The sequence below is a fragment of the Gemmiger sp. An194 genome (assembly GCF_002160145.1).
GTDB lineage: Bacteria > Bacillota > Clostridia > Oscillospirales > Ruminococcaceae > Allofournierella.
The window spans coordinates 77,967-99,838 of sequence record NZ_NFKA01000010.1; the positions used below are offsets into that span (position 1 = coordinate 77,967).

Sequence of the window (21,872 nt, forward strand, 5' to 3'; positions counted from 1 at the left end):
AATTTTCTGCATCTTTTCACCAAGCTTTTTGCCATGGATTTGCCCCCACCGCACACAATTGCCGAACCTTGCCCCAAACCCTTGCAATGCAGCCAAAGCGTTGTATACTTTTATTTATATTGCAAAATCGTTCTGTCCTTTTGAACAAAGGCGTTTGGGAGCGATGGGAAAGGCGGTCGTTTTGGATGAAACAGTTTAAGGTGCCGCGCAGGCTGAGGAACCTGCTGCTGGTGCTGGCGGGCAACGCCCTTTATGCCCTGGCGGTGGACATGTTTGTTCTGCCCTGCGGGCTGATTACCGGCGGTACCACCGGCCTGGCCCTGATCGGCCAGCACTGGCTGGGCATCTCCATCTCCACCTTCGTGATGATCTCCAACGTGATCATGTTCATTCTGGGCGCGGCGGTCATGGGCCGCTGGTTTGCCTTCAACACGGCGGTGTCCACCTTCTGCTACCCCATTTTCCTGGAGCTGTTCAGCTGGATTCCCGGCATTGGCGACATGACCCGCGACCCCATGCTGGCCACCGTGTTCGCCGGTGTGATGATCGGCGCGGCCATCGGCCTGGTGATCGGCGCGGGCGCTTCCAGCGGCGGTATGGACATTCCACCCATTGTGGCCAACAAGTTCTGGGGTGTGCCCATCTCGGTGGTCATGTACGGGCTGGACTTTGCCATCCTCATCGGGCAGATGTTCTTCGCCGAGAACCGGGAGCAGATTCTCTACGGCATCCTGCTGGTGCTGCTCTACACCATCGTGCTGGACAAGGTGGTGCTGATGGGCCACTCCAAGATTCAGGTGAAGATCCTCAGCGAAAAGAGCGACGAGATCCGCCAACTGATTCTGAAGGTTCTGGACCGGGGCTGCACCCTGCTGCACGCCCAGACCGGCTACGCCCGCAACGAGTGGGATATGGTGCTCACCGTCATCACCAACCGGGAGCTGGCCAAGCTGAACCACCTGGTGCAGGAGGTGGACCCCCAGGCCTTCATCATCATCGACTCGGTGAATGAGGTGCACGGCCGCGGCTTCACCCTGCGCAAACAATACAAGTAAATCTTTGCTTTCTGATGCGTCTCATCTGAGACGCATCTTTTTTTGCTCTTTTGAGGGCAGGCCTTCAGTTTTTTGCATTTTTTTGCTTGTTATCTTGACATTTTGCTTCGGGTGTGGTAAAAAGAATCAGGCATTTGTTAGTCAGAGCTAACTAAATGCAGTTTAAACTAACCAATTACAGTCGCGGCTAACCGCCGCGTGACCACTATCACCAGGAGGACACACTGCCTTGATGATTAACAAACGGCTGATCGGGATGGTCAGCGATTCCAAACAGCACATTGCAAAAAACGTGGCGTTCCAGTGGGCGGCGCTGGCGGCAAACATCGCCATGCTGCTCACCATCGCCCGGTATCTTTCCCGGCTGCTGGCCGGGCAGCCCGCCTCGCTGGCGGCCACCCTGCTGGTGGCGGCTGCCGCCGCGGCGGTCCGCTTTGTCTGCGCAAGGCAGGCGGCGGTCTGCTCCTACCGGGCCAGCCGCAGCGCCAAGCAGGCGCTGCGCCGCACCATTCTGGAAAAGCTTTTGCGGCTGGGGCCGGGCTATTCCAGCCGGGTCTCCACCTCCGAGGTGGTGCAGGTGACGGTGGAGGGCGCCGAGCAGCTGGAAAGCTACTTCGGCGCGTATCTGCCCCAGTTCTTCTACAGCCTGCTGGCCCCGCTGACCCTGTTCTGCGTGCTGGCCCCCATCAGCCTTTCGGCGGCGGTGGTGCTGCTGATCTGCGTGCCGCTGATCCCGGTTTCCATCGCGCTGGTGCAGACCTTCGCCAAAAAGCTGCTGGCCCGCTACTGGGGCCAGTACACCGCATTGGGCGACAGCTTTCTGGAAAACCTGCAGGGCCTGACCACCCTGAAAATCTATCAGGCGGACGAGGAGCGCCACCGGCGGATGAACGAGGAGGCCGAGCGCTTCCGGCGGATCACCATGAAGGTGCTCACCATGCAGCTGAACTCCATCACCATCATGGATCTGGTGGCCTACGGCGGCGCGGCGCTGGGCATCATCGTGGCCGCCCGGCAGTTTGCCGCCGGGCAGATCGGCCTGTTCGGCTGCTTTGCCATCATCATGCTCTCGGCAGACTTTTTCCTGCCCATGCGTCTGCTGGGCTCCTACTTCCACATTGCCATGAACGGCATGGCCGCCTCCGAGAAGATCTTCAAGCTGCTGGATCTGCCGGAGCCCCAGGCCAAGACCGGCGTGATCGACCCCGCTGACTGCACCCTGCGCTGTGAGGATGTGCGCTTTGCCTACGATGCCGAGCGTCCCATTCTGAAGGGCGTGGATCTGGAGCTGCCCCGCACCGGTCTGGTGGCCCTGGTGGGCGAATCCGGCTGCGGCAAATCCACCCTGGCGGGCCTGCTGGCCGGCCGTCTGGAGGGCTACGCGGGCAGTATCACAGTAGGTGGTCAGCCCCTGAGCGAGATCAGCCTGGAAAGCCGGATGAAGCAGATCACCACCGTGGGCTTTGCCGCCCGGCTGTTCAAGGGCACCGTGGCCGAGAACCTGCGCATGGCGAAGCCCGATGCCAGCGACGAGGCTCTGTGGCAGGCGCTGGAGCAGGTGAAGCTGGCGGATTTCCTGCGCAGCGAACAGGGGCTGGAGACCCCGGTGGCCGAAAAGGGCGCCAACTTCTCCGGCGGTCAGTGCCAGCGGCTTGCCCTGGCCCGTGCCCTTCTGCACGACAGCCCCATCTATATTCTGGACGAAGCCACCTCCAACATCGACGTGGAGAGTGAAAATCAAATCATGGCCCTGGTGCACCGGCTGGCCGAGACCAAGGCGGTGCTGCTCATCTCCCACCGGCTGGCCAACGTGACCGGCGCGAAACGCATCTACGCGCTGGAGGAGGGCCGGGTAGCTGGCTGCGGCACCCATGCCCAGCTGCTGGCCGCCTGCCCCTGCTATCAGCGGCTGTGGAACAGCCAGCAGGCGCTGGAACACTACACCCCCGACATCCAACAGGAGGCTCTTGCATGAAAAAACGTTCTGATCTGGCGGTAATGCTCCGGCTCGTGGGGCTGGTCAAGCCGCTGATGGGCTTTATGGCCCTTGCCATCGCCATGGGCGTGGCGGGCTTTCTGTGCGCCCAGTTCATCCCCATCTTCGGTGGCTTCGCCATCGTGAAGGCGCTGGGCGGCGCGGGCCTGCCCGCTCTGGGCGTGCTGTTCGCCTGCATGGGCGTGTTTGCTCTGGCCCGCGGCGTGCTGCGCTACGCCGAGCAGGCCTGCAACCACTACATCGCCTTCAAGCTGCTGGCCCTCATCCGGGACAAGGTCTTCGGTGCGCTGCGCCGCCTGGCCCCCGCCAAGCTGGACGGCCGGGACAAGGGCGACCTGATTGCGGTGATCACCTCGGACATCGAACTTCTGGAGGTCTTTTACGCCCACACCCTCTCCCCCATTGCCATCGCGGCCATCATGTCGGTGATCATGACTCTGTTCATCGGCAGCTACCACTGGCTGCTGGGCCTGATCGCCGCCCTGGGCTTTTTCGCCGTGGGCGTGGTGGTGCCGGTACTGGCCGCCCGCTTCGGCGGCAGCCGGGGTCTGGAATACCGCACCCAGGCCGGTGCGCTGAGCGCCTTTGTGCTGGACAGCCTGCGCGGCCTGGGCGAGCTGCTGCAGTACGACGCGGGCCAGCGCCGTCTGGACGAGCTGGATGCGCGTACCGGCAGCCTACTGGCCACCGAGAAGAAGATGAAAACCGCGCTGGGCACCGCCACCGCCTGCACCGGCGCGCTGATCTGGCTGTTCTCCCTCTCCATGCTGGCGGCGGGCAGCCTGCTTTATATCAATGGTCTGATCGGCTTTGACGGGGTGCTCATTCCCCTGATCGCCATTCTCAGCTCCTTCGGGCCGGTGGTGGCGCTGGCCAACCTGGGCAGCACCCTGCAGCAGACCTTCGCCGCCGCCAACCGGGTGCTGGACATTCTGGACGAGGAGCCGGTGGTGGCGGAAAACACCACCGGGCGCACCATCCCCTTCACCGGCGCGGCCTGCGACAATGTGAGCTTCACCTACCAGGCCGAGCCCATTCTGAAAAACGTGAGCCTGACCCTGCCGGAGAACAAAATCATCGGCATCACCGGCCGCAGCGGCAGCGGCAAGTCCACCCTGCTCAAGCTGCTCATGCGCTTCTGGGACGTGGGCAGCGGCCAGGTGGCCATTTCCGGCGAGGATGTGAAAAACATCCGCACCGCAAGCCTGCGCAGCCTGCAGAGCTACGTGACCCAGGAGACCTACCTGTTCCACGACAGCATCGAGGAGAACGTGAAGCTGGCAAAGCCCAACGCCACCCACGAGGAGGTGGTGGAGGCCTGCAAAAAGGCCTCGGTACACGACTTCATTATGAGCCTGCCCAATGGCTACGACACCAATGTGGGCGAGCTGGGCGACACCCTCTCCGGCGGCGAGCGGCAGCGGCTGGGCATTGCCCGGGCATTTCTGCACGACGCGCCCCTCATCCTGCTGGATGAGCCCACCAGCAACCTGGACAGCCTGAACGAGGCGGTGATCCTGCAAAGCCTGCACCGCCAGCGCAAGGGCAAAACGGTGGTGCTGGTCAGCCACCGGGCCTCCACCATGCGCATTGCCGACACCACCTACAGCGTGGAGCACGGGCGGCTCAGCTGAGCCGCCCCACTCCGGCGCCACACAGAAAGGATTGTTTGTTTATGAAATACCTCTACATTGCATTGGGTCTTGTCTGCCTGGCGCTGGGCGCCGTGGGTGCGGTGCTCCCTCTTCTGCCCGCCACTCCCTTTCTGCTGGGCACCTGCTTCTTCTTCGCCAAGGGCAGCGACCGGCTGAACCGGTGGTTTCTGTCCACCAAGCTGTATCAGAAGAACTTCAAAAGCTTCCGGGAGCAGCGGGCCATGACCTGGCGCACCAAGATCGGTATCATGGTCACCGTGACCCTGACCATGAGCATCGGCTTCATTATGATGCACGAGGTGCTCATCGGCCGCATCGTGCTGGGCTGCGTGTGGCTGTTCCATGTGTACTACTTCATCTTCCGCATCCGCACTCTGGACGCGGAGTAAACAAAAAACGAGTGAGTTCCCGCGGGAACTCACTCGTTTTTCTGTATCCAAAGGCTGCGATCAGCCCAGCTCTTTTTTCACCAGCTCGGCCAGATGGTCGGCGATGGCCTGGATCTCGCTCTCGTCCTGGCCCTCCACCATCACACGGATCAGCGGCTCGGTGCCGCTCACACGAACCAGCACCCGGCCGGTATCGCCCAGGGCCTCCTTCTGCTGACGGATGGCCTCCTTGATCACGTCGTTGTTGTAGAATTCCAGCTTGCCCTCGGCGCTCACGGTCACGTTCACCATCACCTGAGGCAGGCGGGTCATCACCTTCGCCAGCTCAGACAGGGGCTTTTGGCACCGCTTGAGCAGGCACAGCAGCTGAATGGCGGTGAGCTGACCGTCGCCGGTGGTGGCGAAATCCCGGAAGATGATGTGGCCGCTCTGCTCGCCGCCCAGGGTGTAGCCCTCCAGCTCCATCTCCTCCAGCACGTAGCGGTCGCCCACCTTGGTGGCGGCGAACTTCATGCCGTTGGCCTCACAGAAACGGGCAAAGCCCAGGTTGGTGAGCACGGTGCCCACAATGGTGGACCGGCGCAGCTTGCCCCGCTGCTGCATATCCAGGCCGCAGATGGCCATGATGTAGTCGCCGTCCACCACCTCGCCGGTCTCATCCACGAAGAGGCAGCGGTCCGCGTCGCCGTCAAAGGCAACGCCCGCGTCCACCTTGTGGGTGCGCACATAGTCCTGCAGCTGCTCCAGATGGGTGGAGCCGCAGCCCTCGTTGATGTTCACACCGTCCGGCGCGTCGTGCAGGATCACCGCATTGGCACCCAGCTCCTCGAACAGAGTGCGGGCGGTAGCGCTGGCGGAGCCGTTGGCGCAGTCCACCACGATATTCATGCCCTCCAGCGAGTAGGGAATGGTGCTTTTCAGATGCTCGATGTAATCCCGTGCGCCGGTGGTGCAGTGGCTGATCTGGCCCAGGTTCTCGCCCTTGGCGTAGGTGAAGTCGTTTTTCTCGATCAGGCGCTCGATCTGCTCCTCCAGCTCATCCGGCAGCTTGAATCCGTCGCCGTTGAAGATCTTGATGCCGTTGAAGGCGTAGGGGTTATGGCTGGCGGAGATCATCACGCCCGCGTCCGCCTTGTACTTGCCCACCAGGTAGGCCACCGCCGGGGTGGAAAGCACGCCCAGGTCGATCACATCCGCGCCCACCGAGCACAGGCCCGCGGCCAGTGCAGCGCCCAGCATATCGCTGGAGATGCGGGTGTCCTTGCCCATCACCACCAAAGGACGGCGGCGGCGGCCATAGGCCAGCACGGTAGCGGCGGCACGGCCGATGGCCATTGCCAGCTCACAGGTCATATCCTCGCCGGCAATGCCGCGCACGCCGTCGGTTCCAAACAGTCTGCCCATATTCCAAACACTCCTCTGTTTTTCTTAAGTACGGGGTACGATGTGCTGCGCGTCCTTGTAGATATGGCCCGGGGCCACCACGCCCCGCACGCAGCTGGTGGGATAGATCTGGCAGCGGCGGCCCAGCACCGAGCCGGGGCACAGCACACTGTTGCAGCCCACCTCGGCCTCGTCGCCCACCAGAGCGCCCAGCTTCTTGCGGCCGGTCACCAGGATCTCGTCCTCCTGGCGGATGCACACCAGAGATTTGTCGCTCTTCAGATTGCTGGTCACAGCGCCCGCGCCCATGTGTGCCTTATAGCCCAGAATGGAATCGCCCACATAATTGAAATGGGGCACCTGCGCGCCGTCGAACAGGATGCAGTTCTTCAGCTCCACGCTGTTGCCCACCACGGCGCCCGCGCCCACCAGAGCGCTGCCCCGGATGAAGGCGCAGTGACGCACCTCGGCCTCCGGGCCGATGATGCAGGGCCCGGCCAGCGATGCACTGGGAGCCACCTTCGCGGTTTTCGCCACCCACACGCCGGGGGCGGGCTGGTCATATTCCTCACTGGGCAGGCTTTTGCCCAGCTGCTCGATAAAGCCTTTCAGTTCGTCCAGCACTTCCCAGGGGCGCTCCTTGCCTTCAAACAGCGGAGCGGCCAGGGTGTGGGAAAGATCGAACAATGCTTCGGTACGGCAGACATCCATACAGCAGATGCTCCTTTCAAAAAATCACTTGAATAAATTATAAGCATCGTATTTTTAAAATACAACTTGAAAATATAAAAAACGCGGACGAAAAAACAAATTCAGTGGAAGTTACGAATTTTTCATCAAAGAAGCACCCAAAATTGTCACAAAAATCCTCGAAATTTTAATAATTAGTCTCTTTATTCGCAAAAGAGCCCCATACATCTTACTCAGATGCAGGGGCTCTTTTTGTATGAAACCGGGCCGACCGGCTTATTTCTGCTGTGCCTTGGCTCCGGCGGCCAGCCAGCGCATCCGGCTGAGATAGACCACCAGACTGGCCAGAGGGCCCAGAATATCCGAGATGGGCTCGGCGTAAAAGGCCGCCATACCGCCGAACAACGCGGGCAGAATAAACAGCGGCACAAAGTAGGCCAGCTTGCGGAAGAAGGAAAGAGGCAGCGAATAGCGCATCATACCCATGCCGGTGAAGCCGTCGATGATGGTATACTGCAGCCCCAGCGGAATCACCGCCAGCGTGCAGATGCGGATGGCCCGCACTGCCAGAGGCAGCACCTGGGCATCCTGAGTGAAGATGGAGGCAAAGGCCCCGGGCAGCAGCTGACCCGCCGCGCAGAGCAGCGCCGTATACCCAAGGCTCAACGCCAGGATGAACTTCTGCGCCTGGAGGATGCGGTCCGGCCGGCCCGCGCCGTAGTTAAAGCCCAGAATGGAGCCGGTGCCGCCGGTGATGCCGCCCAGCGGCATGGTGACCACCAGCATGAAGCTCTGGGAGATGGTGGCCGCCGCCACCAGCAGATCGCCCTCGGTGGGGCCGCCGTACTTCTGCAGCAGGGCGTTCAGGGCGATGATCATCACATTATCAAAGGCGATGATGGCAAAGGGGGTGAAGCCGGTGGCCAGCACACGGCCCATCACCCGCAGATCATAGCCGCCGAAGGTGATGTGGATGGGCGGGATTTTGCTGAACAGAAAACGCAGCACGAACAAACAGCTGCCCAGCTGGCTGAGAATCGTGGCCAGCGCCGCGCCGGTCACGCCCATGTCCAGCACAAAGATGAACACCGGGTCCAGCAGAATGTTCAGCACCGCGCCCAGCATCACCGACTGCATGCCTTTTTTGGCAAAGCCCTGACAGATGATAAACTGGTTCATACCGGTGGAAAGCAGAGCGAAGGGAGTGCCCAGCAGATACACGGTATAATACGCCATGGCGTATGGCAGGGTGGAACCGCTTGCGCCAAACAGCAGCAGCGTCTGCTCCCGGGTGGCAAGAGCCAGCGCCATGAGCACCACCGAAAGGCCGCAGAGCATCAGAAAGCAGTTGGCCAGAATCTTCTGGGCGGCTTTCTGATCGCCCGCACCCATGCGGATGCTCATTAAGGGCGAACCGCCCACGCCCACAAGGAAGGCCACCGAGCCGATCATGGTCACGATGGGCCCGCAGACACCCGCGCCCGCCAGAGCCAGCTTGCCCACCTCGGCAATGTTGCCGATGTACATCCGGTCCACCACGCTGTACAATACGCTCACAAACTGCGCCAGCATACTGGGGATGGCAATGCGCAGCACCAGCTGCGGAATGGGGTCCCGCCCCAGATCGTTTTCCAGTTTTGCAGCCTGTTTCGCCATGATCTTCTTCACTCCTGTTTGGTGTGATGGTTTTGCAGCGCAAGCGCCGCCCGGCTATTATAGCATTCCCCAATGGGAAAGTAAAGCGGTCCGCCGCCGGGAAAATCCGGCAGCGGCCCGCTTAGCTTTTTCTCTTCTCAATCACAGGTTTTTCAGGATGGCGTCGCCCATTTCCGAGCAGCTCACCGGGGTGCAGCCCTCGGCCATCATATCGCCGGTGCGCAGGCCCGCGTCCAGCGCCTTATTGACCGCGGCCTCGATGGCAGCGGCCTCCTCGTCCAGATCGAAACTGTATTTCAGCATCATGGCGGCGGAGAGGATGGTGCCGATGGGGTTGGCCTTGTTCTGGCCCGCGATGTCCGGCGCGGAGCCGTGGATGGGCTCATACAGGCCCCGGCTGCCCTCGCCCAGGCTGGAGGAGGGGATCATGCCAATGGAGCCGGTGATCATGCTGGCCTCGTCGGACAGAATGTCGCCGAACATGTTCTCGGTGACCACCACATCAAACTGGCTGGGGTCCTTCACGATCTGCATGGCGGTGTTGTCCACCAGCATGTCGGCATACTCCACATCCGGGTACTCCTCCGCCAGCCGGTGCATCACCTTGCGCCACAGGCGGCTGGTGTCCAGCACGTTTGCCTTGTCCACGCTGGTGACCTTGCTGCGGCGCTTGCGGGCGGTCTCGAAGGCGATGCGGCCGATGCGCTCGATCTCATGCTCGGCGTAGCTCATCACGTCGGTGGCCTTCTGCTCGCCGCTGCATTCCGCGGTGGTGTGGCTGCCGAAGTACACGCCGCCGATCAGCTCCCGCACCACAATGAAGTCGATGCCCTTTTCCACGATCTCCGGCTTCAGGGGGCTGGCAGCCGCCAGCTGGGGCCAGAGCTTGGCCGGGCGGTTGTTGGCATAAAGGCCCATGCCCGCCCGCAGGGCCAGCAGGCCCTTCTCCGGGCGCTTGTCGCCGGGCAGGCCGTCCCACTTGGGGCCGCCCACCGCGCCCAGCAGCACGCTGTCCGCCGCGAGGCACTTGTCCAGCATGGCGGCGGGCAGCGGCTCGCCCCATTTGTCGATGGCGATGCCGCCCATGTCCACATCGGTATAGGTAAAGGTGTGGCCGTATTTTGCGGCCACCGCGTCCAGCACCCGCAGGGCCTGGTCCACAATCTCAGGGCCGATGCCGTCGCCCCGGATCACTGCGATCTGCTTTTCCATGGGAATCTCCCTCTCTTTTCTGTATTTACTGCTTGATGCTGTTCATCAGCCCGCCTGCCTTGATGATCTCCTGAATGAAGGGCGGGAAGGGCTGGGCCTGGAAGGTCTGGCCGGTGGTCTCGTCGGTGATGACGCCGGTGTCGAAATCCACATGGACCTTGTCCCCCGCCCGGATGGCCTCGCTTGCCGCCGGGCATTCCAGAATGGGCAGGCCGATGTTGATGGCGTTGCGGTAGAAGATGCGGGCGAAGGTGGCCGCGATCACGCAGGAGACCCCCGCCGTTTTGATGGCCAGGGGCGCATGCTCCCGGCTGGAGCCGCAGCCGAAGTTGGCGCCGCCCACCATGATATCGCCGGGCTGGACCTTCTTCACAAAATCGGGGTCGATGTCCTCCATGCAGTGAGCCGCCAGCTCCTTTGCGTCGGGGGTGTTCAGGTACCGGGCCGGGATGATCACGTCGGTGTCCACATTGTCCGGATATTTATGTACAAAACCGTTTGCCTGCATTGGTGATTCCGCCTTTCTTATTCCGCAATGGTGCGGGGGTCGGTGATATAACCGGTGAGGGCGCTGGCCGCCGCGGTGGCGGGGCTGGCCAGATAGACCTCGCTCTCCACATGACCCATGCGGCCCACGAAGTTCCGGTTGGTGGTGGAGATGCAGCGCTCGCCCTGGGCCAGAATGCCCATGTAGCCGCCCAGGCAGGGCCCGCAGGTGGGAGTGGAAACCACGCAGCCCGCGTCGATGAAATCGGTGGTCCAGCCCCGCAGGATGCACTCCTTGTAAATGGCCATGGTGGCGGGGATGATGATGGCCCGCACGCCGGGGGCGATGTGCTTGCCCTTCAATACCTTCCAGGCGGCCTCCATATCCTCCAGACGGCCGTTGGTGCAGCTGCCGATGACCACCTGGTCGATCTTCACGTCCTTGCCGTCGGCGGCGGGCTTGGTGTTCTCGGGCAGATGTGGCCAGGCCACGGTGGGCTCCAGCGCGGAGAGGTCGATCTCGATGGTCTGCTCGTATTCCGCGTCCTCGTCCGCCTCGTACACGGTCCAGGGGCGCTGGCTGCGGCCGGTGAGGTACTGGATGGTCACCTCGTCCACCGGGAAGATGCCGTTCTTCGCGCCCGCCTCAATGGCCATGTTGCAGATGCAGAGCCGGTCGTCCATGGTCAGGCTGGCCACGCCGGGGCCGGTGAACTCCATGCTCTTGTACAGCGCGCCGTCCACGCCGATCCTGCCGATGATGTGCAAAATCAGGTCCTTGCCGCTCACCGGGGGCTGCAGCTGGCCTTTGAGCACAAAACGGATGGCGGCGGGGACCTTAAACCAGCATTTGCCGGTGGCCATGCCCGCGGCCATGTCGGTGCTGCCCACGCCGGTGGAGAAGGCGCCCACCGCACCATAGGTGCAGGTGTGGCTGTCCGCGCCGATGATGCAGTCACCGGCGGTCACGATGCCTTTTTCCGGCAGCAGGGCATGCTCGATGCCCATCTGGCCCACGTCGTAGAAGTTCAGAATGTCATATTTGTTGGCAAAGTCCCGGCACTGCTTGGACTGCTGAGCGGCCTTGATGTCCTTGTTGGGCACAAAGTGGTCCAGCACGATGTTGATGCGGGTCTTGTCGAACACGCTGGTGAAGCCCGCCTTGTTGAACTCGTTGATGGCCACCGGGGTGGTGATATCGTTGCCCAGCACCTCGTCCAGCCGGGCGCTGATCAGCTGGCCCGCCTCCACCTTGTCCAGCCCGGCGTGAACGGCCAGAATTTTTTGCGTCATTGTCATTCCCATGATCGTTTCTTCCCCTTTATTTGTTGTTGGCCGCGCTGACCATTGCCTTGATGCCCGCGCGGATGATGTCAGTGTCGGTTCCGGCGCCCCAGGTTACGGTGCCGTCGCCCCAGCGCAGGCCCACATAGGCCGCCGCCTCACTGGTGGAGCCGTGCTGCAGGCTGTGCTCGGAATAGGTCTCGATGGTGAAGTCCTGCCCGGTGGCCGCCTTCAGGGCGTTGCACACCGCGTCCAGACGGCCGTTGCCCTGGGCGCTGCTCTCTTTGGTGGAGCCGTCCGGCATGGCGACGGTGATGGCCGCGAAGATGCCGTTTTTCTGAATGAAGTGGGCATCCGGGATGTCCACCGGAGTGCATTTGTTCAAATAGGTATCGTAGAACACCTGGGCCACCTCGTCGGGCGAAAGCTCCTTGTGGGCGTGGTCCGAGATGGATTTGACCGTGTAGCCGAAATGCTCCCGCATCTTGGGGGGCAGATCGTAGCCGAACTTCTGCTGCAGCAAAAATCCGATGCCGCCCTTACCGCTCTGGCTGTTGATGCGGATCACATCGCCGTCATACGTGCGGCCGATGTCGGTGGGGTCGATGGGGATATAAGGCACGTTCCACTGGTGCAGGCCCTTTTCCTTGCGCCAATTCATCCCCTTTGCGATGGCGTCCTGATGGCTGCCGCTGAAGGCTGCAAAGACCAGTGCGCCTGCGTAAGGGGTGCGCTCGTACACATGCATCCGGGTCACCCGCTCATACAGCTCCACGATGGAGGGCATATCGCTGAAATCCAACTTGGGGTCCACGCCGTGGGTGTACAGGTTCATGGCCAGGGTGATCAGGTCCACATTGCCGGTGCGCTCACCGTTGCCGAACAGGGTGCCCTCCACCCGGTCCGCTCCGGCCAGCAGGGCCAGCTCGGTATCGGCCACGCCGCAGCCCCGGTCGTTGTGGGGGTGCAGGCTGAGCACCACACTGTCCCGGTATTTCAGGTTGTCGCTCATGTATTCAATCTGGTTGGCGTAGATGTGACTCATGCTCATGGCCACGGTCACCGGCAGGTTGATGATCATGGGCTTTTCCGGGGTGGGCTGCATGATGTCCAGCACCGCGTTGCAGACCTCCAGAGCGTATTCCGGCTCGGTGCCGGTGAAGCTTTCCGGGCTGTATTCGAACCGGAAGTTACCCGGGTACTCGGCGGCCAGCTGCTTGACCAGGGTCGCGCCGTCGGTGGCGATCTTCTTGATCTCCTCCTTGCTCTTTTTGAACACCTGTTCCCGCTGGGCCACGCTGGTGGAATTGTAGAAGTGAATCACCGCGCTGGGCGCGCCCTGCACCGCCTCGAAGGTCTTGCGGATGATGTGGTCCCGGCACTGGGTGAGCACCTGCACGGTCACGTCCTCGGGGATCATGTTCTGCTCGATCAGGGTGCGCAGGAACTCGTACTCGGTCTCGCTGGCGGCGGGGAAGCCCACCTCGATCTCCTTGAAGCCGATCTTCACCAGCAGCTGGAAGAACTCCAGCTTTTCCTCCAGGCTCATGGGCACGATCAGGCTCTGGTTGCCGTCCCGCAGGTCCACGCTGCACCAGGCCGGGGCCTTTTCGATGTGGTCTTTGTGCACCCAGCGGTACTCGGTCTTGGGCGGGTTGTAGTAGCCGATCTGATACTTGCTGACATCCATCATAAAACAATCGCTCCTTATTTTGTTTTGCCTGCGGGGCGGATGCAGACAAAAAAGGCCCTCGTCTCTCAAGGGTCTTTGCCCCTGAGAGACGAGGGCCACATCGTTCATGTAAGCTCCCGCGGTACCACTCTCATTGCTGTGTGTCAGCCGCTCTGTACGGTCGGCGGGCAATGCCGCGAACCGCGCCCCGGATAACGGTGGGGTTCCGCCCTGACCTACTGACCGTCTCCTAAAACGGGGTTCCGCCGGGTGCTCAGGGGCCAGTATACAGATTCCGCGCCGCTGCCTTGCACCGACCGGCAGCTCTCTGAAGGCGTATGGGCTCTGCTTTTTCCCCGTCCACGCATTTGGATTTTTATCTTGGTAGTAGTTTAACGCATTAAATCCAGTTTGTCAACCCTGTTTTTCGCCGCCCAGCATCCATTTTACCAGCTCCACCGCCGGAATCACCGCTGCCGCCAGCGCCAGACTCAGGCCATACTGGGGCAAGTTCAGCGTTGCAAAGCCGAAGGCGGCCGCTGCCGGAGGCCAGAGCAGCACCCCGGTGGTGAGGGCCAGACTGCCTGCCAGCGCCGCCCAGAGGTAGGGGTTTTCTCCCTGCTGGGCAAAGATGCTTCCCCGGCGGCTGCGCAGGTTAAAGCTGTGGAAGAGCTCGGCCATGCTCATGGTGAGGAAGGCCATGGTCACCCCCAGCTGGCTTTGCGCCACCTGCCAGAGGCCGGTCTCCAGCCGCACCCCCGCAAAGTATGCCCCCAGTGTGAGCGCCGTGACCAGTGCCCCCTGCCACAGCACATCCACGCCCAGGCCTCCGGCGAAGATGCCCTGCCCCCGGGGGCGGGGCGGCCGGTGCATGCTGCCCGGCTCCGCCTGCTCCATGCCCAGCGCCAGCGCGGGGAAGCAATCGGTGATCAGGTTGATCCAGAGCAGATGCACCGGCTCCAGAAGTCGGATGCCCAGCAGGGTTGCCAGAAAGATGCTGGCCACCTCGCTCATGTTGGAGGCCAGCAGAAACTGGATGGCCTTGCGGATGTTCTCGTAAATGCGCCGCCCCTCGGCCACCGCCGCGGCGATGGTGGCGAAGTTGTCATCCGCCAGCACCATATCCGCCACGTTCTTGGTCACGTCGGTGCCGGTGACGCCCATGCCCACGCCGATGTCCGCCGCCTTCACCGCCGGGGCGTCGTTCACCCCGTCGCCGGTCATGGCGGTCACGCAACCCCGCTGCTGCCAGGCCCGCACAATGCGCGCCTTGTGCGGGGGCTGCACCCGGGCGTACACCGAAAACTCCGGGGCTCTGCGCCGCAGCTCCTCGTCGCTCATGGCGTCCAGCGCCGCGCCGGTGACCACCTGCCCCGCGCTGCTCACCAGCCCCAGCGTGCGGCCGATGGCGGCGGCGGTGTCCGGGTGATCGCCGGTGATCATCACGGTGCGGATACCCGCCGACCGGCAGGCCCGCACCGCCCCCGGCACCTGGGGCCGCACCGGGTCCAGCATGCCCACCAGCCCCAGAAACACCAGCTGATTTTCCGTCGCGGCGGGCGTTAAGGGGGCGGGCAGCTTTTCCCACCGGCGGCAGGCCGCCGCCAGCACCCGCAGCGCCTGCGCTGCCATCCGCCGGTTCTCGGCCAGAATGCGGCTGCGGTCCGCCTGGGTCAAAGGCCGGGGCTGGCCGTCCTGCATCCAGTGGGTGCATTTTTGCAGCAGCACATCCGGCGCGCCCTTGGTGTACTGGACGATGCCTCCCCCCTGCTTATGAAAGGTGCTCATGCACTTGCGTTCACTGTCGAAGGGCAGCTCGGCCACCCGGGGCTGAGCCGCCGCCAGCGCCGCCTTGCGCAGTCCCAGGCGGGCGGCGTATTCCACCAGCGCGCATTCGGTGGCCTCGCCCTGCGCCGTGCCGTCCGGCTCCAGCTCCGCGTCGGTGCAGAGGGCCAGGGCGGTGGCCAGCGGCTTCTGCGGACCGTGGCAGCTCTGCACCTCCATCCGGTTCTGGGTGAGGGTGCCGGTCTTATCGGTGCAGATCACCTGAGCACAGCCCAGCGCCTCCACCGCGGTCAACCGCCGGATCACCGCCCCCTGGCGGCTCATGCGGGTCACCCCCACCGAGAGCACGATGGTCACCACCGCCGCCAGACCCTCCGGCACCGCGGCCACCGCCAGGCTCACCGCCACCAGGAAGGTATCCAGCACCACCGGCAGGTCCACGCTGCCGCTGCGCCACAGACTGAACCCGAACAGAAACACACAGATGGCCAGCACCAGCGCGCTCAGGGTCCGGCTCAGGCCCGCCAGCGTCTGCTGCAGGGGCGTTTTGCCCTGGGCGGTATCGGCCAGCGCCCCGGCGATGCGGCCCATCTCGGTGTTCATTCCGGTGGCGGTGACCAGCAGCTTGCCCCGGCCATACCGCACCGTGCTGCCCAGATAGGCCATGCACCGGCGCTCGGCCAGCGGGGTGTTTGCCGCCGCCGGGCGGGTGTTCTTTTCCACCGGCAGGCTCTCGCCGGTGAGAGCCGCCTCCTCGGTGCGCAGGCTCACGCATTCCAGCAGCCGCCCGTCCGCCGGGACCGCATCCCCCGCCTCCAGCAATACCACATCCCCCGGCACCAGCTCCTCGCTGGCCACCTCCAGCGGACGGCCGCCCCGCAGCACCCGGCTGTGGGCCGCCGTGAGCTTCTGCAGCGCCTGGATGGCCTGCTCAGCCTTGTGCTCCTGATAAACGCCCAGCACCCCATTGATGACCACCACCGCCAGGATGATGAACACATCCGCAAAGCTCTCCCCTGCCACGGCCGCCGCCCCGCCGGACACCGCCGCCGCGGCCAGCAGCACCACGATCATGGGGTCGGCCATCTGCTGCAAAAAACGCTGGAACAGCCCGGCCTGCTTTTGTTCCTTCAGTCGGTTGGGGCCGCACTCGGTCAGGCGGCGGGCGGCCTCTGCTTCGCTCAGCCCCTGACGGCTGCTTTTTGCCCGCCCCAGCGCGGCCTCGGTCTCCAGCTGATACCATTCCATTCCCTCGTCCTCCTTTTTCCGCAACCGGTTCTTTTCAGTGTATGCGGCAGAAAAGCGGGGCATGAATGGGAAAAGCTGCCCGTTTTTGATATATTTCAATCAATTTATACAATTCGTATATCAAATGAACAAAAGAAAACCGCCCCGGCCAGAACCGGGGCGGCGAAATGCAAAGCTTATTTGATGCGCAGGATGCTCTGGATGAGCAGCACGCCCACCAGGATGGGCAGCACGAAGGTCACATAGCCGCGCACCCAATTGGGTACCTTGGGGCCAACGCCCTGGTTGGCCTCCTCCTGGTAGTTCTTGAAGCCCCAGCCGATGCGGCTGACACAGAACAGCAGGTAAACCAACGAGCCGCCGGGCAGCAGGATGTTGCTGACCAGGTAGTCCTCCAGATCCAGCACCGCGGTGCCGGCCTCAAAGGGCACGAAGCTGCTCCACACATTGTAGCCCAGGATGCAGGGCATGGAAATGATGGCCACGATGATGCCGTTCACCAGCGCGGCCTTTTTGCGGCTCCAGCCGGAAAGGTCGATGGTGCAGGCCAGAATGTTCTCGAACACCGCCACGATGGTGGAGAAGGAGGCAAAGCTCATGAACAAAAAGAACAGGGTGCCCCACACACGGCCCGCCTCCATGGAGTTGAACACGTTGGGCAGGGTCATGAAGATCAGCGGAGGGCCGCTGTCCACGGGAACATCGTAGGCAAAGCAGGCCGGGAAGATGATCAGACCGGACACAAAGGCCACGAAGGTATCCAGAATGGCAATGTTAATGGACTCGCCCAGCAGCCGCCGCTCCCGGCCCAGATAGCTGCCGAAGATCAGCATGGCACCGATGCCTAAGCTCAAAGTGAAGAAGCTCTGGTTCATGGCAGCGGTGATGGTGCCCAGAATACCGGTCTCCTGCACCTTGCTCAGATCCGGCACCAGATAAAAGCGGATGCCCTCGGAGGCACCGGGCAGAAACAGACTGTTCACCGCCAGCACCACCATGATGACCAGCAGGGCCACCATCATCCATTTGGTGATGCGCTCCACGCCCTTCTGCAGGCCGAAGGAGCAGATCACAAAGCCCAGCACCACAATAATGAGCATCCACACGGTCATGGTCACCGGCTGGGTGAGCATACCGGAGAAGGCGCTGTCGATGCCAGCCTTATCCAGCCCGCTCATCTCACCGGTGAGGAACCGGTAGAAGTAATAGAGCATCCAGCCCGCCACAGTGGTGTAAAAGGCCATGAGCACATAGTTGCCCAGCATGGCAAAGATGCCGTGCCAGTGCCACTTGGACCCCTTGGGCTCCAGCTCCTGATAGGCCTTGATGCAGCTTTTGCGGCTGGCCCGGCCGATGGCAAATTCCATGGTCAGCACGGGAATGCCCACCACTGCCAGAAAAAACACATACAGCAGCACAAACAGGCCGCCGCCATTCTGGCCGACCACATAGGGGAAGCGCCACACGTTGCCGATGCCAATGGCGCACCCGGCACTGAGCAGCAGAAAGCCCAGCCGGGAACCGAATTTTTCACGTTGCATAATTCTCTTCCTCTCGCCGTTCGTTGATCCGCACCGGGCGTCGCGCTCCGCAAGCACTTTGCTGCAGTACCTCTTTATTATACATTCACAGTACAGTGACTACAAGCCATAAGCCGCATTTTGTGACTTTTTGTGACAAACAAAAAGCGCCGTGCCCGCCCGGGCAAACTGCCCAAGGCAGGCACGGCGCGCGGTTCCCTCAGCTCAGCTCGAACATGCCGTGATACAGCTGATAATATTCACCCTTCTGGTCCAGCAGCTCCTGATGGCTGCCCCGCTCCACGATCTGCCCCTGCTCCAGCACGATAATGGCATCCGCGTTGCGCACGGTGGACAGCCGGTGTGCGATCACAAACACGGTGCGGCCCTCCATCAGCCGGTCCATGCCCTTTTCGATCAGGGCCTCGGTGCGGGTGTCGATGCTGCTGGTGGCTTCATCCAGAATCAGCACCGGCGGGTCCGCGATGGCCGCCCGGGCGATGGCCAGCAGCTGGCGCTGCCCCTGGGAAAGGTTCTTGCCGTCGCCGGTGACCGGGGTGTCGTAGCCCTTGGGCAGACGGCGGATGAAGGAATGGGCGTTGGCCAGCTTGGCCGCCGCCACCACCTCCTCGTCGGTGGCGTCCAGCTTGCCGAAGCGGATGTTGTCCGCAATGGTGCCGGTGAACAGGTGGGTGTCCTGCAGCACCACCGCCAGCGACCGGCGCAGGTCCGGCTTCCGGATGCGGCGCACATCAATCCCGTCGTAGGTGATGCGCCCGTCGGTCACGTCGTAGAACCGGTTGATCAGGTTGGTCACGGTGGTCTTGCCCGCGCCGGTGGAGCCCACAAAGGCAATCTTCTGGCCGGGCTTTGCATAGAGGCTGATGTCCTTCAGAATCAGGCGGGAGCTGTCATACCCGAAGCTCACATGCTCAAAGCGCACATCGCCCCGCAGCGGGGTCTGCTGGCCGTTTGCCCGGTCCTTCCAGACCCAGGCGTCCTGGGTGCCGGTCAGCTCCACGCTGCCCTTGTCCACCTCCGGGGCCTCCTCCATGGCGTTGAAGATGCGCTCCGCACCCGCCAGCGCCGCCAGCAGGAAGTTGGACTGCTGGGTGAACTGGTTGATGGGCATGGCCGCCTGGCGCACGAACACCAGATAGCTGGTCAGGCTGCCCACGTCGGTCATGCCGTGAATGGCCATCAGACCGCCCAGCACCGCCACAATGGCATAGTTCACGTAGGAGATGCTCACCACGGTGGGCACCATGGTGGCCGCGTAGCTCTGGGCACTGGTAGCTGCCTGGCGCAGCGCCTCGTTCTGGGCACAAAAGGCCTCCACGTTCTGGCGCTCATGGTTGAACACCTTGATTACCTTCTGGCCGCTGATCATCTCCTCGATGGTGCCGTTCAGTTTGCCCAGCACCTGCTGCTGGCTCTGGAAATACCGCTTGCTGCGCTGGCCGCTGTAGCGCACGGTGGCGAACATGGCAACGTAGCCCAGCACCACCACCAGCGAGAGCTGCCAGTTCAGCACGAACAGCAGCGTCAGGGTGCCCACAATCTGAATAAAGCTCTGGATCACCATGGCAAAGCTGTTGTTCAGCGCGTCCGCAATGGTGTCCACATCGTTGGTGAAGCGGCTCATGATGTCGCCGTGGCTGCGGGTATCGAAGTAGCGCAGCGGCAGGGTCTGCACATGGCCGAACAGGTCCCGCCGGATCTCATACACGATCTTCTGGGCAGCCTTCACCATCAGCTGGGTATAGCCGAAGGCGGACACCACGCCCACCGCGTAGATGGCCGCCACAATGCCCACCGCCGCCAGCAGACCGTTTGTATTGGCGGGCAGGATGTAGCGGTTCACCAGAGGCTTGAGCATGAAGGTTCCCAGCAGATTGGCGGCGGCGCTCAGGCTCACCAGCACCGCCACCAGCGCCATGATCAGCTTATGGTGACCCATGTAGGCCAGCAGCACCTTCAGGGTGTGGCCCAGGTCGTTGGGCCGTCGGGCCGTAAACTGCCGTCTGCTCATTCTTCGCCGCCCCCTTTCATCTGGGATTCATAGATCTCCCGGTAGATGGCGTTTTCCGCCAGCAGCTGGCTGTGGGTGCCGATGCCGTTCACCCTGCCGTCCTCCAGCACCAGAATCTGATCCGCCTCCATCACCGAGGTTACCCGCTGGGCGATGATGATCTTGGTGGTATCCTTCAGCGTCGTCAGGCCCGCCCGGATGCGGGCCTCGGTGGCAGTGTCCACTGCGCTGGTGGAATCATCGAAGATCAGCACCTTGGGCCGCTTGAGCAGGGTGCGGGCAATGCAGAGGCGCTGCTTCTGGCCGCCGGACACGTTCACGCCGCCCTGACCCAGCTCGGTGTCCAACCCTTTGGGCATCCGGCTCAAAAATTCATCGGCGCAGGCGGTGCGGCAGGCCCAGTCCAGCTCCTCATCGCTGGCCTGTTCGTTGCCCCAGAGCAGATTTTCCCGGATGGTGCCGCTGAACAGCACATTCTTCTGCAGTACGATGCCCACCGCATCCCGCAAGGCCTCCAGCCGGTACTCCCGCACATCCCGGCCGCCCACCTTGACGCAGCCGCCGGTCACGTCATACAGGCGGGGGATCAGCTGCACCAGCGAGGTCTTGGCCGAGCCGGTACCGCCCAGAATGCCCAGTGTCTGCCCCGCCGGGATGCGCAGACAGATGTCCTCCAGCACATTTTCCCGGGCTGTGGCGCTGTATTTAAAGTCCACATGGCAGAATTCCACGCTGCCGTCCGCGATTTCCTCCCGCTCCTCAGCCCCGTCGGTCAGGCTGGGGGAATGGTCCAGCACCTCCATCACACGGGCCGCGCTGGCCAGCGAACGGGTGAGCAGCAGAAACACATTGGAGATCATCATCAGCGAGTTCATGATCTGCAGCACATAGCTCAGAAAGCCGGTGAGCTTGCCCACCTGCATACTTCCCGCAATGACCATGTTGCCGCCGAACCAGAGCAGCAGCGTCACCGCCGCATACATGGTAAACTGAAAAGCGGGCAGGTTCAGCACCGCGTAGTGGAAGGTACGCTGGCTGGTCTGCATCAGGCCCCGGTTCACCCGCTCGAACTTCTCCTCCTCATACTCGCCCCGCACGAAGGCCTTCACCGCACGGATGGCGGTCAGGTTTTCCTCCACGATCACGTTCACCCGGTCCACAGCCACCTGCAAACGGCTGTACATGGGCGCCACCTTATACACGATAAAGGCCAGCACCGCCGCCAGCACCGGCACACAGCACAGGAAGATCAGGCTCAGCCGGGCGTTCATGAAAAAGGCCAGCCCCACGCCCATGATCAGCATGGAGGGACCGCGTACCATGGGCCGCAGCCCGCCGCTCACCGCATTCTGCAGCACCGTGATATCGGTGGTCATTCGGGTGATCAGCGACGAGGTCTCAAACCGATCCAGATCCGAGAAGGAATACTCCTGAATCTTCTCATACTGCTCCCGGCGCAGGATCGCGCCGAAACCGCAGGCCGCCCGGGCCATATAGCGGGCATAGAGCATGCCGGTCACCAGCGAGAGCAGGGCGCACACGCCCATCTGCACACCCTTCACCAGAATATAATTCACATCCCGGTTGGCCACGCCCACGTCGATGGTATCGGCCATGATCACCGGAATGAACATTTCCAGGCCGGTTTCCAGCACCACAAACAGCACCGCCAGGATGAACTCTTTTTTATAACGGCCCAGATGCGCGAAAACACGCTTCAGCTGTTCCATACGCAGCTCCTCCTTTTTCAACTTGATGGGGAACAAAACGGCCCCCCGGGCAGATTCCGGTCAGGCCGGAACCGCCCAG

General features: G+C 62.5%; 15 protein-coding genes. 4 read left to right on the forward strand and 11 right to left on the reverse strand.

Going from position 1 to position 21,872, the window contains the following annotated elements; all coding sequences use genetic code 11:
- Positions 1 to 185 precede the first annotated feature (185 nt).
- From B5F28_RS08100 to B5F28_RS08115, 4 genes are all read left to right on the forward strand, one after another.
- A complete protein-coding gene (locus B5F28_RS08100; protein ID WP_087295088.1) occupies positions 186 to 1,055 on the forward strand; it encodes a YitT family protein in 870 nt (289 codons plus the stop codon).
- Positions 1,056 to 1,287: 232 nt separating this feature from the next.
- Positions 1,288 to 3,030 (forward strand): ABC transporter ATP-binding protein/permease, encoded by a 1,743-nt coding sequence (locus B5F28_RS08105; RefSeq protein WP_087295090.1) that lies wholly within the window; start codon positions 1,288 to 1,290, stop codon positions 3,028 to 3,030.
- Entirely contained in the window at positions 3,027 to 4,685 is a 1,659-nt protein-coding gene (gene cydC, locus B5F28_RS08110) for a thiol reductant ABC exporter subunit CydC (protein ID WP_087295092.1), read from the forward strand. Before B5F28_RS08105 ends, cydC begins: the two co-directional genes overlap by 4 nt.
- A 41-nt stretch (positions 4,686 to 4,726) precedes the next feature.
- Entirely contained in the window at positions 4,727 to 5,095 is a 369-nt protein-coding gene (locus B5F28_RS08115; RefSeq protein ID WP_087184461.1) for a YbaN family protein, read from the forward strand.
- Between the two features lie 60 nt (positions 5,096 to 5,155).
- Here B5F28_RS08115 and glmM read toward each other — a convergent pair whose 3' ends face one another.
- The 11 genes from glmM to B5F28_RS08170 form a co-directional block, all read right to left on the reverse strand.
- Entirely contained in the window at positions 5,156 to 6,499 is a 1,344-nt protein-coding gene (glmM, locus tag B5F28_RS08120) for a phosphoglucosamine mutase (protein WP_087295094.1), read from the reverse strand.
- Between the two features lie 24 nt (positions 6,500 to 6,523).
- Positions 6,524 to 7,189 carry an acyltransferase gene (locus tag B5F28_RS08125; protein WP_087184463.1) on the reverse strand — a complete coding sequence of 222 codons (666 nt, stop codon included), beginning with the start codon at positions 7,187 to 7,189 and terminating at the stop codon, positions 6,524 to 6,526.
- Between the two features lie 255 nt (positions 7,190 to 7,444).
- On the reverse strand, positions 7,445 to 8,824 hold the full coding sequence (locus tag B5F28_RS08130; protein ID WP_087295096.1) for an MATE family efflux transporter: 1,380 nt from the start codon (positions 8,822 to 8,824) through the stop codon (positions 7,445 to 7,447).
- Between the two features lie 141 nt (positions 8,825 to 8,965).
- Positions 8,966 to 10,036, reverse strand: coding sequence for a 3-isopropylmalate dehydrogenase (gene leuB / locus B5F28_RS08135; RefSeq protein WP_087295098.1), 1,071 nt, complete (start codon positions 10,034 to 10,036; stop codon positions 8,966 to 8,968).
- 25 nt (positions 10,037 to 10,061) lie between these two features.
- Positions 10,062 to 10,544 carry a 3-isopropylmalate dehydratase small subunit gene (leuD, locus tag B5F28_RS08140; protein ID WP_087295100.1) on the reverse strand — a complete coding sequence of 161 codons (483 nt, stop codon included), beginning with the start codon at positions 10,542 to 10,544 and terminating at the stop codon, positions 10,062 to 10,064.
- A 17-nt stretch (positions 10,545 to 10,561) separates the two neighbouring features.
- Positions 10,562 to 11,827 carry a 3-isopropylmalate dehydratase large subunit gene (gene leuC / locus B5F28_RS08145; protein WP_087295102.1) on the reverse strand — a complete coding sequence of 422 codons (1,266 nt, stop codon included), beginning with the start codon at positions 11,825 to 11,827 and terminating at the stop codon, positions 10,562 to 10,564.
- 16 nt (positions 11,828 to 11,843) lie between these two features.
- Positions 11,844 to 13,499, reverse strand: a complete 1,656-nt coding sequence (locus B5F28_RS08150) for a 2-isopropylmalate synthase (RefSeq protein WP_087295104.1) — start codon at positions 13,497 to 13,499, stop codon at positions 11,844 to 11,846.
- A gap of 393 nt (positions 13,500 to 13,892) precedes the next feature.
- Complete coding sequence (locus B5F28_RS08155; protein WP_087295106.1) at positions 13,893 to 16,511, reverse strand: cation-translocating P-type ATPase; 2,619 nt, start codon at positions 16,509 to 16,511, stop codon at positions 13,893 to 13,895.
- A gap of 176 nt (positions 16,512 to 16,687) precedes the next feature.
- Positions 16,688 to 18,052: a sodium-dependent transporter gene (locus B5F28_RS08160; RefSeq protein WP_087295109.1), complete on the reverse strand. Its 1,365-nt coding sequence runs from the start codon at positions 18,050 to 18,052 to the stop codon at positions 16,688 to 16,690.
- Positions 18,053 to 18,251: 199 nt separating this feature from the next.
- Positions 18,252 to 20,063 (reverse strand): ABC transporter ATP-binding protein, encoded by a 1,812-nt coding sequence (locus tag B5F28_RS08165; protein WP_087295112.1) that lies wholly within the window; start codon positions 20,061 to 20,063, stop codon positions 18,252 to 18,254.
- Complete coding sequence (locus tag B5F28_RS08170; RefSeq protein WP_087295114.1) at positions 20,060 to 21,793, reverse strand: ABC transporter ATP-binding protein; 1,734 nt, start codon at positions 21,791 to 21,793, stop codon at positions 20,060 to 20,062. Before B5F28_RS08170 ends, B5F28_RS08165 begins: the two co-directional genes overlap by 4 nt.
- Positions 21,794 to 21,872: the final 79 nt, after the last annotated feature.